The organism is Roseovarius faecimaris (assembly GCF_009762325.1).
In the GTDB taxonomy this organism is placed as follows: domain Bacteria; phylum Pseudomonadota; class Alphaproteobacteria; order Rhodobacterales; family Rhodobacteraceae; genus Roseovarius; species Roseovarius faecimaris.
The window spans coordinates 1,995,797-2,009,866 of record NZ_CP034348.1 but is presented as its reverse complement, the minus strand read 5'-3'; the positions used below and the strand labels follow the sequence as shown (position 1 = coordinate 2,009,866).

At 63.1% G+C, this 14,070-nt stretch carries 15 protein-coding genes; 9 read left to right on the top strand and 6 right to left on the bottom strand.

Going from position 1 to position 14,070, the window contains the following annotated elements:
* Positions 1-53: 53 nt before the first annotated feature.
* The 4 genes from EI983_RS10350 to EI983_RS19235 all read left to right on the top strand — a co-directional run bounded on the left by EI983_RS10350 (position 54) and on the right by EI983_RS19235 (position 2,918).
* Positions 54-1,466: an amidase gene (locus tag EI983_RS10350; RefSeq protein ID WP_157707326.1), complete on the top strand. Its 1,413-nt coding sequence runs from the start codon at positions 54-56 to the stop codon at positions 1,464-1,466.
* A gap of 69 nt (positions 1,467-1,535) precedes the next feature.
* Entirely contained in the window at positions 1,536-2,357 is an 822-nt protein-coding gene (locus tag EI983_RS10345; RefSeq protein ID WP_157707325.1) for a DUF2189 domain-containing protein, read from the top strand.
* 75 nt (positions 2,358-2,432) lie between these two features.
* Positions 2,433-2,627 carry a hypothetical protein gene (locus EI983_RS19240; protein ID WP_198389275.1) on the top strand — a complete coding sequence of 65 codons (195 nt, stop codon included), beginning with the start codon at positions 2,433-2,435 and terminating at the stop codon, positions 2,625-2,627.
* A 6-nt stretch (positions 2,628-2,633) separates the two neighbouring features.
* Positions 2,634-2,918: a GNAT family N-acetyltransferase gene (locus EI983_RS19235; protein WP_198389274.1), complete on the top strand. Its 285-nt coding sequence runs from the start codon at positions 2,634-2,636 to the stop codon at positions 2,916-2,918.
* Between the two features lie 110 nt (positions 2,919-3,028).
* On the opposite strand, the gene EI983_RS10335 is transcribed toward EI983_RS19235, so the two are convergent.
* The 4 genes from EI983_RS10335 to EI983_RS10325 all read right to left on the bottom strand — a co-directional run bounded on the left by EI983_RS10335 (position 3,029) and on the right by EI983_RS10325 (position 6,877).
* Entirely contained in the window at positions 3,029-4,213 is a 1,185-nt protein-coding gene (locus tag EI983_RS10335) for a vWA domain-containing protein (protein WP_157707324.1), read from the bottom strand.
* 4 nt (positions 4,214-4,217) lie between these two features.
* Complete coding sequence (locus tag EI983_RS19230) at positions 4,218-4,385, bottom strand: hypothetical protein (protein ID WP_198389273.1); 168 nt, start codon at positions 4,383-4,385, stop codon at positions 4,218-4,220.
* Positions 4,386-4,388: 3 nt separating this feature from the next.
* The gene (locus EI983_RS10330) at positions 4,389-5,756 is read right to left on the bottom strand and encodes a DUF2927 domain-containing protein (RefSeq protein ID WP_157707323.1); all 1,368 of its coding nucleotides are present in this window, start codon (positions 5,754-5,756) and stop codon (positions 4,389-4,391) included.
* Positions 5,757-6,037: 281 nt separating this feature from the next.
* Positions 6,038-6,877, bottom strand: coding sequence for an AAA family ATPase (locus EI983_RS10325; protein ID WP_157707322.1), 840 nt, complete (start codon positions 6,875-6,877; stop codon positions 6,038-6,040).
* A gap of 159 nt (positions 6,878-7,036) precedes the next feature.
* Between EI983_RS10325 and dksA the strand changes: the two genes are divergently transcribed.
* On the top strand, positions 7,037-7,492 hold the full coding sequence (gene dksA, locus EI983_RS10320) for an RNA polymerase-binding protein DksA (RefSeq protein WP_157707321.1): 456 nt from the start codon (positions 7,037-7,039) through the stop codon (positions 7,490-7,492).
* An 84-nt stretch (positions 7,493-7,576) separates the two neighbouring features.
* Positions 7,577-8,728 carry an FAD-dependent monooxygenase gene (locus tag EI983_RS10315; protein ID WP_246162113.1) on the top strand — a complete coding sequence of 384 codons (1,152 nt, stop codon included), beginning with the start codon at positions 7,577-7,579 and terminating at the stop codon, positions 8,726-8,728.
* A gap of 49 nt (positions 8,729-8,777) precedes the next feature.
* On the opposite strand, the gene xth is transcribed toward EI983_RS10315, so the two are convergent.
* Both xth and EI983_RS10305 read right to left on the bottom strand, forming a co-directional pair.
* Positions 8,778-9,560 (bottom strand): exodeoxyribonuclease III, encoded by a 783-nt coding sequence (gene xth / locus EI983_RS10310; protein ID WP_157707319.1) that lies wholly within the window; start codon positions 9,558-9,560, stop codon positions 8,778-8,780.
* Between the two features lie 51 nt (positions 9,561-9,611).
* Positions 9,612-9,935: a HesB/IscA family protein gene (locus EI983_RS10305; RefSeq protein ID WP_157707318.1), complete on the bottom strand. Its 324-nt coding sequence runs from the start codon at positions 9,933-9,935 to the stop codon at positions 9,612-9,614.
* Positions 9,936-10,023: 88 nt separating this feature from the next.
* On the opposite strand from EI983_RS10305, the gene EI983_RS10300 reads away from it, so the two are divergent.
* The 3 genes from EI983_RS10300 (at position 10,024) to EI983_RS10290 (ending at position 14,055) form a co-directional block, all read left to right on the top strand.
* Positions 10,024-11,193: a deoxyguanosinetriphosphate triphosphohydrolase gene (locus EI983_RS10300; protein WP_157709054.1), complete on the top strand. Its 1,170-nt coding sequence runs from the start codon at positions 10,024-10,026 to the stop codon at positions 11,191-11,193.
* Positions 11,194-11,277: 84 nt separating this feature from the next.
* Positions 11,278-13,023, top strand: coding sequence for an arginine--tRNA ligase (argS, locus tag EI983_RS10295; RefSeq protein WP_157707317.1), 1,746 nt, complete (start codon positions 11,278-11,280; stop codon positions 13,021-13,023).
* 78 nt (positions 13,024-13,101) lie between these two features.
* A complete protein-coding gene (locus EI983_RS10290) occupies positions 13,102-14,055 on the top strand; it encodes an SPOR domain-containing protein (protein ID WP_157707316.1) in 954 nt (317 codons plus the stop codon).
* The last annotated feature ends 15 nt before the right edge of the window (positions 14,056-14,070 follow it).

The window sequence follows — 14,070 nt, the reverse complement described above, 5'->3', positions numbered from 1 at the left end:
GGCGTTGATCTTCAGGCTTGATCCGGCCCGCGCGCTGAGGTCATGCTGCGGGTATGAGCGATATTCTGAGTTTGAGTGCCGTGGAGCAGGCGGCGGGAATTGCCAGGGGCGGGCTGAGCGCGGAGGCGCTGATGCAGGCCACGCTGGAGCGGATCGCGGCGGTGAACCCGCGAGTGAATGCGATTGTCTCGCTGCGCGAGGCCGAGGCGCTACTGGCCGAGGCGCGGGCGGCGGACGCGATGGACCCGTCCGGCCCGCTGCACGGCCTGCCGATTGCCATCAAGGATCTGGCCGATGCGAGGGGATTGCCGACCTCGCAGGGCTCTCCGGCCTTTGCGGGTCGGCTCGCGGAGGCCGACAGCCTGCATGTGGCGCGGTTGCGCGCGGCGGGGGCGATCATCATCGGCAAGACCAACACGCCGGAATTCGGTCTGGGGTCGCACACCTATAACCCGGTGCATGGCACCACCCTCAACCCCTATGACCCCTCGGTGACCTGTGGCGGTTCGTCGGGCGGGGCGGCGGTGGCGCTGAGCACCGGTATGCTGAGTATCGCGGACGGGTCGGACATGATGGGGTCTCTGCGCAATCCGGCAGGCTGGTGCAATGTCTATGGCATGCGGCCAAGTTGGGGGCGGGTGCCGCCGGAGCCGGAGGGCGAGATGTTTCTGCATCAGCTTTCCACCAACGGCCCGATGGCGCGCTGCCCGGCTGACCTGGCGTTGCAGCTTGATGTGATGAGCGGGCCGGTCGCGGGGGTGCCCAACCCGATGCCCTATGAGGCGATGGGAGAGATCGCACCGCGCGCGCAGGGCTGCCGCATCGGATGGCTGGGCGACTGGGGCGGGGCGCTGCCCTATGAGGGCGGCATTCTTCCCCTGTGTCGAAGCGCGCTGGAGGCGCTGGAAGAGCAGGGGGCGGTTGTGGAAGAGCTGGCGCCGCCCTTCTCGCGCGACGCGCTTTGGGAGGCCTGGGTCACGCTCAGGGCCTGGTCCAACGCGGTCGGGCTGGAGCCGCTCATGGCCAACCAGCAGACCCGCGGGCAGTTGAAGCCCGAGGCGCTGTGGGAGGCGGAAACCGGACAGGCCCTGTCCGCGATGGATGTCAATCAGGCCAGCACGATCCGTTCGGAGTGGTATCGCCGCGCGGCGGAGCTGTTCGAGAGTTATGACGCGCTGGCACTGCCCACGGCGCAGGTCTGGCCATTTCCTGTCGAGCAGACATGGCCGCGCGAGGTGGCGGGAGTGGCGATGGACACCTATCACCGCTGGATGGAACTGGTGATTCCGGTGAGCCTGATCGGGCTGCCTGCGGTGGCGATGCCCGCGGGGTTTGGTGCGGCTGGCCTGCCTATGGGGATACAGCTGATCGGGCGGCACGGCGGTGATAAGCGTTTGCTGGAGTTGGCCGAGGCCTATCATCGCAGAACCCATTGGCCCACGCGTCGGCCACCGCCAATCAACTGATTCCAAAATAAATCTTTTCGCTCCATTGCCCCGGCGCTAGGCTTGGCCCGAGGGACATGGAGGGAGGCGATGAAGGAACCACGCGCACGAGAGCTTGGGGTGCCCGCAATGGGTGCGATTGAGATGCCGATGCTGGGTGAAGCGCTCCGGCGCGGCTGGGCAGACATGCGCCGCGCGCCGGGCTATGCGATCCTGTTTTCGGCGGTTTATGTGATGCTCGGCTGGATCATGCTGTGGATCACCTGGGTGACGGGCGAAAGTTACTGGCTGGTCTTTGCGGCCGTCGGCTTTCCCCTGATCGGGCCGTTCGCGGCGGTGGGGCTTTACGAGGTGAGCCACCGGTTGCAGATGGGCTGGCCGCTGGAATGGAACGGGATCCTGGGGGTGGTGCTGTATCAGTCGCGCCGCCAGTTGCCATCCATGTGTGCGATCATCATCATGGTGTTCCTGTTTTGGTTCTTTTTGGCGCATATGATCTTTGCGCTGTTTCTGGGGCTGTCGACCATGACCAATGTGTCCAGTTCGCTGGAGGTCTATACCACCACAGAGGGGCTGAGCATGCTTGCGGTGGGCACGGTCGTGGGCGGGCTTTTCGCGCTGCTCATCTACATGATCACCGTCATCGGCCTGCCGCTTCTGCTGGACCGGGAGGTGGATTTCGTGACCGCGATGATCACCAGTTTTCAGACCGTCACGGCCAATCCCGGCCCGATGCTGGCCTGGGCGGTCTTTGTGGCCGTGGTGACCTTCCTGGCGCTGATCCCGGCCTTTGTGGGGCTTTTTCTGGTGCTTCCGTTGCTGGGGCATGCGTCCTGGCATCTCTACCATCTGATGGTGGAAGCGGCGGACGGGCAGGCGGCTGACGGCGAAGGTGCTGAACGGCCGCTTTGAGCCCAAAGTGCCGAATGCTGCGAGCCCAACCAATGGTGGCTATGCAACTTGACCCAACCCGAATAGTGTAAGTGCATGAGCAAGTTCCGAAATGCCCGACAATCCGACGCACAGCGATGCTTTGAGATTGAAATTGCTGCCTATGAAGGCGACGAAGCAGCAACCCTCGAAAAGATATCCAAAAGGATCGAAGTCTATCCCGATGGTTTCCTCATTCTTGAGGAACAAGGCGAGATCGTAAGCTTTATCAATTGCGGATGTGCCCATTAAGTCGAAATGTCTGATGAGGAGTTTAAAGAGCTTGTGGGGCATGACCCCGATGCACCAAATGTCGTCATCATGTCTGTCGTCGTAGATCCTGCGCAACAGGGGACAGGCCTATCGCGGGCATTGATGACTGAATTCGTCGACCGCATGAGAAATATGGGCAAATCCGCGATTTACCTAATGTGCAAAGAGCATCACGTCCCGCTTTATCGGAAATTTGGCTACAGCTATCTTCATCCATCAACCTCTGATCATGGAGGAATGATTTGGCACGAAATGTCCATGCGGCTTTGAACCGTTTGTCGGTTGAGCCATGGTGAGCTGACATTGTAGCAGCCGCAGCGAAAGGCAGTTTCGTACCGCAAAGCAGAAATCGCACTGCCGCAAGGCAAACAGTGCAAGACCTAGCGCACCAGCGCCTTCATGCCCTTTTCCAACCCGGCGAGCGTCATCGGGACCATCTGGCCCTCGAATATTTCATGGATCATGCCGATTGACTGGGTGTAGCCCCAATGGCTTTCGGGGATCGGATTGATCCATAGATGCGCGGGCCAGTTCGCGCGCGCACGCTGAAGCCAGACATGGCCCGCCTCTTCGTTCCAGTGCTCATTGGCGCCGCCGGGATAGGCGATTTCATAAGGCGACATGCTGGCGTCGCCCACGAAGATGCATTTGTAATCCGGCCCGTAGGTGTTGAACACCTCCCAGGTCGGCGTCACCTCGTTCCAGCGGCGGCGGTTGTCGCGCCACACACCTTCGTAAAGGCAGTTGTGGAAATAGTAATATTCGAGATGTTTGAACTCGGACCGCGCGGCTGAAAACAGCTCTTCGACCACTTTGACATGCGGGTCCATCGAGCCGCCGGCGTCGAGGAACATCACCACCTTCACGGCATTGTGCCGCTCAGGGCGCGTCTGCACGTCAAGGTATCCATGCTCGGCCGTGGCGCGGATCGTACCGTCGAGGTCAAGCTCTTCCTCGGCGCCGGTGCGCGCCCATTGGCGCAGGCGTTTCAGCGCCACCTTGATGTTGCGCGTGCCCAGCTCGACCGTGTCGTCGAGATTGCGGAACTCGCGCTTGTCCCAGACCTTCACGGCGCGCTGGTGGCGGGATTTGTCCTGTCCGATGCGCACGCCTTCGGGGTTGTAGCCATAGGCCCCGAAAGGCGAGGTGCCCGCCGTGCCGATCCACTTGTTGCCGCCCTGATGGCGGCCTTGCTGTTCTTTCAGGCGCTCTTTGAGCGTCTCCATCAGCTTGTCAAACCCGCCAAGCGCCTCGATCTCGGCTTTCTCCTCGGGGGTGAGGTGCTTTTCGGCCATCTTTTCCAGCCATTCGCGGGGCAGATCGACCGCCTCCAGCACCTGATCGGCGCTGATGCTTTCCAGCCCCTTGAAGGCCTCGGCAAAGGCGCGGTCGAACCGGTCGATCATACGCTCGTCTTTGACCATGGCGGAGCGGGCGAGGTAGTAGAACCCCTCGATATCATAGGTCACGAGGCCCGCGCTCATCGCCTCAAGAAAGGTGAGGTATTCGCGCAAGCTCACGGGCACGCCGGTTTTCCGAAGGCTTTCGAAAAAGGGCAGGAACATCGCGTTACACCGAGGCGCGGTGAATCATCAGCGTCACGAACAGGCCCGCCAGCGCGAAGATCAGCGCATAAACAAAGGCATATTGCAGGATGTCAGCGGTTTTGCCCTTGCGGCGACGGGCGATAAGGCCGCCGGTGACAGCGCCCAGAAGTGCCCCAAATAGAACGATCATAGCTCACCCGTTTGGTCCTTTGAGCGGGGAGAGCGATGAGATTTCGCGCAGCTTCGCGCGCACCGCCCAATCCGCCCCGAACCCGTAACGCGCCCAGCCCAGACTGTCCATACGTACTGCCTGTGCTTCGGAGACGCGGCCGGTGAGGTCGAGCGCCTCGGCGCGCAGCATCAGAAGCGTGGCGAGAAGGGCGGCGTTCTCGTGCCGTTCGGCGGTGGCGATATGCGGGGCGATGCGGGCCAGCGCCTCTTCACCCTGGCCGCGGCTGATGGCGTGGGCCGCCAGATGCGAGGCGGCATAGGCCTGGTGCAGCGCGGTGCCGGGGGTCTGACGATAGAATTTGTCGGCCAGCCCGAAATGGGCACGGGCCAGCGCCGGGTCCGAGCCCTGGCTGAGACGGCCAAGGGCAAAATGGCTGAAGGCGCGGCGGTGATCGGTCCAGCCCATCGCCTGGGCGATTTTCACGGCCTCGTTCGCCGCGGCACGGCGCTGCGCCGGACGGGCGCCCGGCCCGAGAGCGGTTTGCACGGCCCTGATCCAGGCGCGCGGTGTGGGGGGCAGGTGGCGCGGGGCGACCTGATCGCCTGCGGGGTTCAGGCGGGTGAGAATGGCGGGCAGGCGCGCGGCCACCTGACCGCGGGTCATGCCGTTATGCAATTCGGGCGCGTAATAGGCGCGCAGGATCAGCATGTCGAAACCGGTCAGGACGGTGTGCACGTTGTCGTCGTTGAAAACGGAATCGGGCAGGCGGTAGAGGTCATTGAGCGGGCCAATCGCCTGGGCCAGCTCTTCGTGCAGGCAATCGCGTACCTCTTGCGGGCTGGCATCGTTGGGCAGGAAAATCGCGAGTTTTTCGCGTTTCTTGAGGCTGCTCCAGTTGGTGGTGCGGCCGCGCTTGGCCATGCGATATTCGGACAGGTCCGAGATATTGGGCACCACGAAACAGGCGGCCTTGGGCAGGTGGCGCCGGATATCGGCACGGCTGACGGCCTGGATGGTGATATTGGCATAGGGGCCCGATATGCGGTCTATCTCGATCCCGGCCTCGGTGCGCAACCGGTGCATCAGGCGGTTCAGGTCAGGGCCAAGATTGGGCGGCGGATTGCCCGTCACGCGGACGGTGATCGGGCCTTCGAACCGGGTGAAAGTGGTCAGCGCGCGCCCGGATTCGAGCTGAAAGACGAGCTCCATGAAATCGCGGTGAATGTCGCGGTTGGACCGCGAGGGCGGCACCGGGCGCGGGGCGGAAAACGCCTTCATCACAGGCAGGATATTGGCGGTCTGCGTGGCGGTCCGGGTGGACTGCTCTGCGGGTCCACCTGCAACGCAGGCGCCAAGCATAAGGCAGATCGGTAGTATTACTTTGCGCATCGGGCCCCCGAAAACTCATGTCCCACCAAAAACTCCGGCACCGGTCGGGCGCAGGGGCGGTGTCCTGTCACAATGGGGCGATCGGCAAAAACCGGGCCGGTCTCCCAAACAGGATCGGGAGGAGTTTCAACGCTCATCCTGTCGGCGTTAAGGATGAAATAAGGCAAAAATGTGGCCGATTCGCTTTTGTGGCGAATCGGCCTTCATGTTCCATTTACGTTCGCAATAACAAAGGGCTGGACTGAGTCGTTGATGTAACACCGACGGTCCCGTATGGCGCGCTATCGCTGGCGGCGCGCCATGAAAGCCAGCCGCTCGAACAGATGCACATCCTGCTCGTTCTTCAAAAGCGCCCCGTGCAGCCTGGGCAGGGCATCGGCCCCGTCGCGGCGCAGATCCTCGGCGGTGAGGTCTTCGGCCAGGATCAGCTTGAGCCAGTCGAGCACTTCGGAGGTCGACGGTTTTTTCTTCAGGCCGGCCTGGTCGCGGATCTCGTAGAACTGGGTGAGAGCGGTGGTCAGAAGCTGCTCTTTCAGGCCCGGGTGATGCACCTCGACGATCTGGCGCATCGTCTCCATGTCGGGGAAGCGGATATAGTGAAAAAAGCAGCGCCGCAGGAAGGCGTCGGGCAGCTCTTTTTCGTTATTCGAGGTGATGATGACGATCGGGCGGTGCGCGGCGCGCACGGTCTCGCCGGTTTCGTAGACATGGAACTCCATCTTGTCGAGCTCTTGCAGAAGGTCGTTGGGAAACTCGATATCGGCCTTGTCGATCTCGTCGATCAGAAGCACGATCTTTTGTTCCGCCTCGAAGGCCTGCCAGAGTTTGCCTTTCTTGATGTAGTTGCGCACATCATGCACCCGTTCGTCGCCCAGCTGGCTGTCGCGTAGGCGCGAGACGGCGTCATATTCATAAAGCCCCTGCTGCGCCTTGGTGGTGGATTTGATGTTCCATTCCAGCATCGGCAGCCCCAGCGCATCGGCGACCTGCCGGGCAAGCTCGGTTTTGCCGGTGCCGGGCTCTCCCTTCACCAAGAGCGGACGCTCCAGCGTGACCGCCGCGTTCACGGCGATCTTCAGATCATCGGTGGCAACATAGGTGTCAGTGCCTTGGAATTTCATATTTTTTCACTCTGTTTTTGATGCAGGTCGCTCTCGGATCGGGCGCACCCTACCGTCTCAAAGAAAACACATCAATGCTGCGTGATTGCCTAGTGACAATCGTCTGATGCGGGTGTAGTTGAAGCGCCAGGGGCGTGCCAGATGTCTGAGGAGAAGGTCATGGCAAACGCAACCCTTGAAGAGGGAGCGGACATGAAAGTCGAACTATTCCTGCCTGATGATTATCAGCCGGCAGAAGACGAACCATTTATGAACGAACGCCAGCTTGAGTATTTTCGCCGCAAGCTGATCAATTGGAAAAACGAACTGATCGAAGGCAGCCGCGACACGATCGAGGGGCTGCAGGACGGCACGCGGGCCATTCCCGATGTGGCCGACCGCGCAAGCGAAGAGACCGACCGCGCGCTGGAGCTGCGCACCCGGGACCGTCAGCGCAAACTGGTGGCCAAGATCGACGCGGCGCTGCGCCGGATCGACGAAGGCGAATATGGTTACTGCGAAGTGACCGGAGAGCCGATCAGCCTGAAACGGCTGGATGCGCGCCCGATCGCGACGATGAGCCTGGAGGCCCAGGAGCGCCACGAGCGCCGCGAAAAGGTCCACCGCGACGATTGATCGCCGCCTGAGTGACACGATTTCATGACGCCGGGGCTTCCGCTCCGGCGTTTTTCGTTTCATCACTGGGGAATGGTACGGGACATGTCCATTCTTGTGATCGGCGCCGGGATCGGCGGGCTGGCGGCGGCGCGGGCGCTGGCGCTGCGCGGGGCCGATGTGACCCTGCTGGAACAGGCCGAAGCGATCACCGAGGTGGGCGCGGGCCTGCAGATCAGCCCCAATGGGTTTGCCGTGCTGCGCGCGTTGGGCCTGAGCGAGCAGGTGGCCGCGCGGTCGGTGCGGGCGCGGGCGGTATCGCTGCGGGATTACCGCAAATCCGAGGTGCTGCGGCTGGACCTGACACAGCAGGGCGGCGACGGGTTTCTCTTTGTTCACCGGGCCGATCTGATTGACATACTGGCCGAAGGGGCGCGGGCGGCCGGGGTGAAGATCCGCCTTTTGCAGAAGGTGAAAGAGGTGGATGCAGGCGACCGGGCGTGCGTGCGGCTGGCCAATGGCGATGAGCGGCACGCCGATCTGATCGTCGGGGCGGACGGGCTGCACAGCCGCGTGCGCCCGGCGCTTTGCCCGACGCAAGAGCCATTCTTTACCGGGCAGGTCGCATGGCGCGCGATCGTGCCCAATTTCGGCAACCAGCCGGAAGAGGTGCGGGTCTATATGGGCCCCCACCGGCATGCGGTGGTCTATCCGCTGCGCGATGGGTCGATCCTGAATGTGGTGGCCGTGGAGGAACGCGACGCCTGGGTGGAGGAAAGCTGGAGCCAGAAGGATGATCCGGACAGTCTGCGCGAAAGCTTTGCCGGGTTTGCGCCCGAACTGCGCGCGGTGCTGGAGCGGGTGAATGAGGTGAATCTCTGGGGGCTTTCCCGGCATGAGGTGGCGCCGCTGTGGCATTCGGACGGGGTGGCGATTCTGGGTGATGCGGCACATCCGACGCTGCCGTTTCTGGCGCAGGGGGCCAACCTGGCGCTGGAGGATGCCTGGGTTCTGGCGGATGCGCTGGAGCGGTCCGGCACGGTGGCCGAGGGGCTGGAGGCCTATCAGTCCCGGCGCAGAATGCGGGCCTGCCGGGTGATCGAGGCGGCCAATGGCAATGCGTGGAAATATCACCTGGCCTTTCCGCCGCTGCGGTTTGCGGCACATACGGCGCTGCGGCTGGGCGGGATGCTGGCGCCGATGCAGATCTTGCGCAAGTTCGACTGGCTTTATAACCACGACGTGACGCGGGGCTAAATTCTGGATCAGAATTTAGGCTGGAAAATGAACATTTTCCAAGGTGCTCTTAAAGGGAAAGGTCGACCCAGATCGGTACGTGATCCGAGGGTTTTTCGCGGCCGCGCACCGCCTTGTCGATCTGGCAATCGTTCATCAGATCGGCGGTCTGCGGAGTGAGCAGAAAATGGTCGATGCGGATGCCGTCATCGCGATTCCAGGCTCCTGCCTGATAATCCCAGAAGGAATAATGCCCCGGCCCCTGATGGCGCGCGCGGAAGGCGTCGGTGAAGCCCAGGTTGACGATCCGGCGGAACGCGGCGCGGCTTTCGGGGCGGGCAAGCGCATCCTCGGTCCAGGCCTCGGGGCGTTTGGCGTCCTCGTCCTGGGGGATGATGTTATAGTCACCGGCCATCAGGGCCGGTTCTTCGCTGGCCAGCAGGTCCCGGGCGCGGGCATGGAGCCGCTCCATCCAGGCGAGCTTGTAGTCATATTTCGGCCCGGGCGCCGGGTTGCCATTGGGCAGGTAGAGGCCGCAGATACGGCAGGCGGTGGTGTCGCCCATCACGGTGGCTTCGATCCAGCGGGCCTGTTCGTCCTCGTCATCGCCGGGCAGGCCGCGGGTCACGTCCTCCAGCGGATGTTTCGACAGGATCGCTACGCCGTTGAAGCTTTTTTGACCATGGGTTTCAACCACATAGCCCTTGTCTTCGAAGATCTCGCGGGGGAAGTTTTCGTCGATCGACTTGATCTCCTGCAACACCGCCACATCAGGCTGCGCCTCGTCGAGCCAATCCGAAAGCGCGCCTATCCGCGCCTTGATGCCGTTGATGTTGAAACTGGCGATTTTCATGGTGGCCCCTCCCGCGGTTTCTCTATCGCGCAGGGAGCGGGGGCATGCAAGTTACATCGAAAAGGATGTGCCGCAGCCGCAGGAACTGGAGGCGTTCGGATTGTCGATCACGAACCGTGCGCCGATGAGTTCCTGTGTATAGTCGATGGTGGCCCCGGCAAGGAATGGCAGGGAGACCGCGTCGACGACGACTTTCTCGCCGCTACCTTCCAGGATCAGGTCATCCTCGGCCGGTTCATCCAGCTTGATCTCGTACTGAAAGCCCGAACACCCGCCGCCTTCGACGGCCACACGCAGTGCCTGGCCCTGATTGCCCGCACCGATGGCGGCGAGTTGCTCAAAAGCACGGTCGGTGACTTTCGGGGGCAGGTTCATCTTTGGCCTCGTTTGCGGCGGTTTAACTGTGTCTCGAATTGCAATATATGAAAGCCGGGACAAGGCGACAAGGATGAGGCGCGAGGAAATGCAGGCACTCTATGCGCTTGACCCGCGCCGCGCGCGCGGGCGGCTCGTGGCGGAGGAGGAAAGCGCGTTCCGCTCCTGCTTTCAGCGCGACCGGGACCGGATCATTCATTCCAGCGCGTTCCGGCGGCTCAAGCACAAGACGCAGGTTTTCGTGGAGCATGAGGGCGACTATTTCCGCACACGGCTGACGCATTCGATCGAGGTGGCGCAGGTGGCGCGGACGATCGCGGGCGCGCTGGGGCTCAATGGCGAGCTGACCGAAGCGGTGGCTCTGGCGCATGATCTGGGCCATACGCCCTTTGGCCATACGGGCGAGGATGCGCTGGATGCGCTGATGCAGCCCTATGGCGGGTTTGATCATAATGCGCAGGCGGTGCGGATCGTGACCGCGCTGGAGCGGCATTATGCAGAGTTCGACGGGCTGAACCTGACCTGGGACACGCTGGAAGGGATTGCCAAGCATAATGGCCCGGTGACGGGCGATCTGCCTTATGCGCTGGCCGACTACAACGCGCGGCACGATCTGGAGCTGGACACCTATGCCAGCGCGGAGGCGCAGGTGGCCGCGCTGTCGGATGACATCGCCTATACCAATCACGATCTGCATGACGGGCTGCGCGCAGGGCTGTTTTCCGAGGCGGATCTGAGCGCCTTGCCGATCATCGGCGCAGCGTTCGAGCGGGTCGATGGGCGGTATCCGGGGCTGGATGCGTCGCGGCGGCGGCATGAGGCGCTGAGGCGGGTATTCGGGGTCATGGTCGAGGATGTGATCACCACGTCACGCGCCACGCTCGACGCGCTGCGCCCGCAAAGCGTGGAGGAGGTGCGGCATCTGGGTCAGCCGGTGATCCGGTTCTCGGCCGGGCTGTGGGCGGATCTCAAGGTGATCCGGGCCTTCCTGTTCACCCGGATGTACCGTGCGCCATCGGTGGTGGAGATGCGCGAGCGGGTGACACGGGTGGTGGAGGCGCTGTTTCCGCATTACATGGCCCACCCCGAGTCATTGCCCGGGCAATGGCGGGCGGATGTGGCCGGGGCGCAGGACGATCTGGCGCTGGCGCGGCTGGTGTCGGACTATATCGCCGGGATGACGGACCGCTATGCGTTGCAGGCCCATGCCCGGATCTTTGGCGGACCGGGCGGGGCCGGGGAACACGGCGGGGCCTGACTTTTCGGGCTGTGCGCAGAGCGGTGATTGACCTCTGCCGGAGGGGTGATAAACCGCACGCTCAAGGACGTTTGAGGACATGCGATGAATCTGTTTACCGATATCCGCACTCTGGTGATTGACGCGCTGGCCGCGATGCAGGCGGAGGGCGCGCTGCCCGAGGGGCTGGACTTTGCCAATGTCACGGTGGAGCCGCCGCGCGATGCGGCCCATGGCGATATGGCAACCAACGCCGCGATGGTGCTCGCCAAGCCCGCGGGCCTGAAGCCGCGCGACATTGCCGAGGCGCTGGCAGGCAAACTGATCACCGATACGCGGATCGAGGCGGCGGATGTGGCGGGCCCCGGCTTTCTGAACCTGCGGCTTGCCCCAAGCCTCTGGCACGAGGTGCTGCGCGCGGCCCTCGCGGAGGGGGCGGATTTTGGCCGCTCCGATATGGGGCAGGGGGCGCGGGTGAATGTCGAATATGTTTCGGCCAACCCCACCGGTCCCTTGCATGTGGGTCACACGCGCGGGGCCGTCTTTGGCGATGCGCTGGCGAGCCTGCTGGATTTCGTGGGCTATGACGTGACCCGCGAATATTACATCAACGATGGCGGCGCGCAGGTCGATGTGCTCGCACGGTCGGTCTACCTGCGTTATCTGGAGGCGCATGGGCAGGAGGTCGCTTTTGAGGATGGCACTTATCCGGGCGATTACCTGATTGCCGTGGGCGAGGCGCTGAAGGACAAGGTGGGCGACGCCTATGTCGGCCAGCCCGAAAGCGTCTGGCTGGAAGAGGTGCGCGATTATGCGACCGACGCCATGATGATGCTGATCAAGGCCGATCTGGGCGCGCTTGGCGTCGAGATGGACAGTTTCTATTCGGAGAAGTCGCTTTATGGCACGGGCCGGATCGAGGCGGCGCTTGCTGATCTGGAGGCCAAGGGTCTGATCTATGAGGGCGTGCTGGAGCCGCCCAAGGGCAAGACGCCCGAGGATTGGGAACCGCGCGAGCAGACCCTGTTCCGCTCCACCGCCCATGGCGACGATGTGGACCGTCCGGTGAAGAAATCCGACGGCAGCTGGACCTATTTCGCGCCAGACATCGCCTATCATTATGATAAGGTTTCCAGAGGGTTCGACGCCCTTATTGATGTGTTTGGCGCGGATCACGGCGGCTATGTGAAGCGGATGAAGGCGGCCGTCTCGGCGCTGAGCGATGGCAAGGTGCCGCTGGATATCAAGCTGACGCAGCTTGTGAAACTCTACAAGAATGGCGAGCCGTTCAAGATGTCCAAACGCGCGGGCACCTTCGTGACCCTGCGCGATGTGGTGGACGAGGTGGGCCCGGATGTGACCCGCTTCCACATGCTGACCCGCAAGAACGACGCGCCGCTCGATTTCGACTTCGACAAGGTGCTGGAGCAGTCCAAGGATAACCCGGTCTTTTACGTGCAATATGCCAATGCCCGGGTGCATTCGGTGCTGCGCAAGGCGGCCGAGGCGGGGATTGACGTGGATGACGCCACGCTTGCGTCCGTCGATCTGAGCGCGCTGACCGATGAGGGCCAGATTTCGGTGGCCAGGAAGATCGCCGAATGGCCCCGCCTGGTCGAGATCGCCGGGCGCACGAACGAGCCGCACCGGGTGGCCTTCTACCTCTACGATCTGGCCAGTGAGCTGCACAGCCTGTGGAACAAGGGCAATGATCAGCCCGGGCTGCGCTTTCTGGATGAAGAGGATGTGCACGCCTCACAGGCGAAAATCGCCCTCGCGCGTGCCGTAACCGTTGTTATTTCTGCTGGTCTTGGTATTCTGGGCGTGGCTCCGAAAGAAGAGATGCGCTGATTATCGCACGTAACGCCGGGGCTGAGGCAGAAGGACATCCCCGGCGGCCATGTATCGCCGGTGAGAAAGAGGCGAGACATGGGCGATATGCATGACACGCGGCCATTGGCTGCATCCGGGCAGAAATCATCTCTTGGCACAGCAACCAATCTTGTTGGTGCGGCGGTATCGCTGGCGCTGCTCGTGGGGGTTGGAGTGTGGGGATACAAGCTGATCATGCGCGATGTCAGCGGGGTGCCTGTGGTGCGCGCCGCCGAAGGGCCGATGCGGGTGCAACCCGAAGATCCCGGCGGGATGCAGGCCCAGAACCAGGGGTTGAGCGTAAACGACGTCGCCGCGGAAGGCACGGCAGCGGCTCCGGCGGACCGGCTTGTTCTGGCTCCGGCCCCGCTCGATATCACCGAGGAGGACGCCGTGCTGGCAAAGGCGGCCCTTGCCGATGAACCGGCTGGTGCGGCGCAGACCCGCAGCGCGGCGGCCATTGCCGCGGATACGGAAGACGAAGAGACGGTGCAGCTTGCCGCGCTTGAGGCGTTGGCGGCGCAGCTTGCGGACGGGGTTGAGCCCCTGAGTGAAGTGACCGCCGCCATTGAGCCGCGCGTTGACGTGATCGAAGAAGCGGCTGCCACGGCCCCGGTAGAGCTGCCCGAGGTCAAGGGCGGGCTGAAACGCTCTTTGCGCCCGGTGTTGCGGCCTGCGACGCTCAACACCTCGGCGCCGTCCGAGGCGATTGCCGCCGCCGTGGCGCGGGTGCTTGACGTGGACCCGGAGACGATTCCGGTCGGAACACGGCTGGCGCAGCTAGGGGCCTATGACAGCGCCGAGGTGGCGCGCGCCGAATGGGACCGGCTGAACGGGCGCTTTGCCGAGTATCTCGAAGGCAAGCAGCGCGTGGTGCAAAAGGCGCAGAGCGGCGGGCGGACCTTCTATCGACTGCGCGCCATGGGCTTTGCCGACCTGAGCGACGCGCGCCGGTTCTGTTCCGCGCTGGTGGCTGAAAAGGCTGAATGCATTCCGGTGGTTACGCGATGATCCTCAAGCGCGTGG

Excerpts from the sequence above, each read along its gene's own strand:
- EI983_RS10315 (WP_246162113.1), top strand. The coding sequence starts at position 7,577 with ATGTCCATTCTTGTGATCGGCGCCGGGATCGGCGGGCTGGCGGCGGCG.
- EI983_RS10325 (WP_157707322.1), bottom strand. The coding sequence starts at position 6,877 with ATGAAATTCCAAGGCACTGACACCTATGTTGCCACCGATGATCTGAAG.
- EI983_RS10350 (WP_157707326.1), top strand. The coding sequence starts at position 54 with ATGAGCGATATTCTGAGTTTGAGTGCCGTGGAGCAGGCGGCGGGAATT.
- EI983_RS10335 (WP_157707324.1), bottom strand. The coding sequence starts at position 4,213 with ATGTTCCTGCCCTTTTTCGAAAGCCTTCGGAAAACCGGCGTGCCCGTG.
- EI983_RS19240 (WP_198389275.1), top strand. The coding sequence starts at position 2,433 with ATGAGCAAGTTCCGAAATGCCCGACAATCCGACGCACAGCGATGCTTT.
- EI983_RS10330 (WP_157707323.1), bottom strand. The coding sequence starts at position 5,756 with ATGCGCAAAGTAATACTACCGATCTGCCTTATGCTTGGCGCCTGCGTT.
- argS (WP_157707317.1), top strand. The coding sequence starts at position 11,278 with ATGAATCTGTTTACCGATATCCGCACTCTGGTGATTGACGCGCTGGCC.
- EI983_RS10345 (WP_157707325.1), top strand. The coding sequence starts at position 1,536 with ATGAAGGAACCACGCGCACGAGAGCTTGGGGTGCCCGCAATGGGTGCG.
- EI983_RS19230 (WP_198389273.1), bottom strand. The coding sequence starts at position 4,385 with ATGATCGTTCTATTTGGGGCACTTCTGGGCGCTGTCACCGGCGGCCTT.
- dksA (WP_157707321.1), top strand. The coding sequence starts at position 7,037 with ATGGCAAACGCAACCCTTGAAGAGGGAGCGGACATGAAAGTCGAACTA.
- EI983_RS10290 (WP_157707316.1), top strand. The coding sequence starts at position 13,102 with ATGGGCGATATGCATGACACGCGGCCATTGGCTGCATCCGGGCAGAAA.
- xth (WP_157707319.1), bottom strand. The coding sequence starts at position 9,560 with ATGAAAATCGCCAGTTTCAACATCAACGGCATCAAGGCGCGGATAGGC.
- EI983_RS19235 (WP_198389274.1), top strand. The coding sequence starts at position 2,634 with ATGTCTGATGAGGAGTTTAAAGAGCTTGTGGGGCATGACCCCGATGCA.
- EI983_RS10305 (WP_157707318.1), bottom strand. The coding sequence starts at position 9,935 with ATGAACCTGCCCCCGAAAGTCACCGACCGTGCTTTTGAGCAACTCGCC.
- EI983_RS10300 (WP_157709054.1), top strand. The coding sequence starts at position 10,024 with ATGCAGGCACTCTATGCGCTTGACCCGCGCCGCGCGCGCGGGCGGCTC.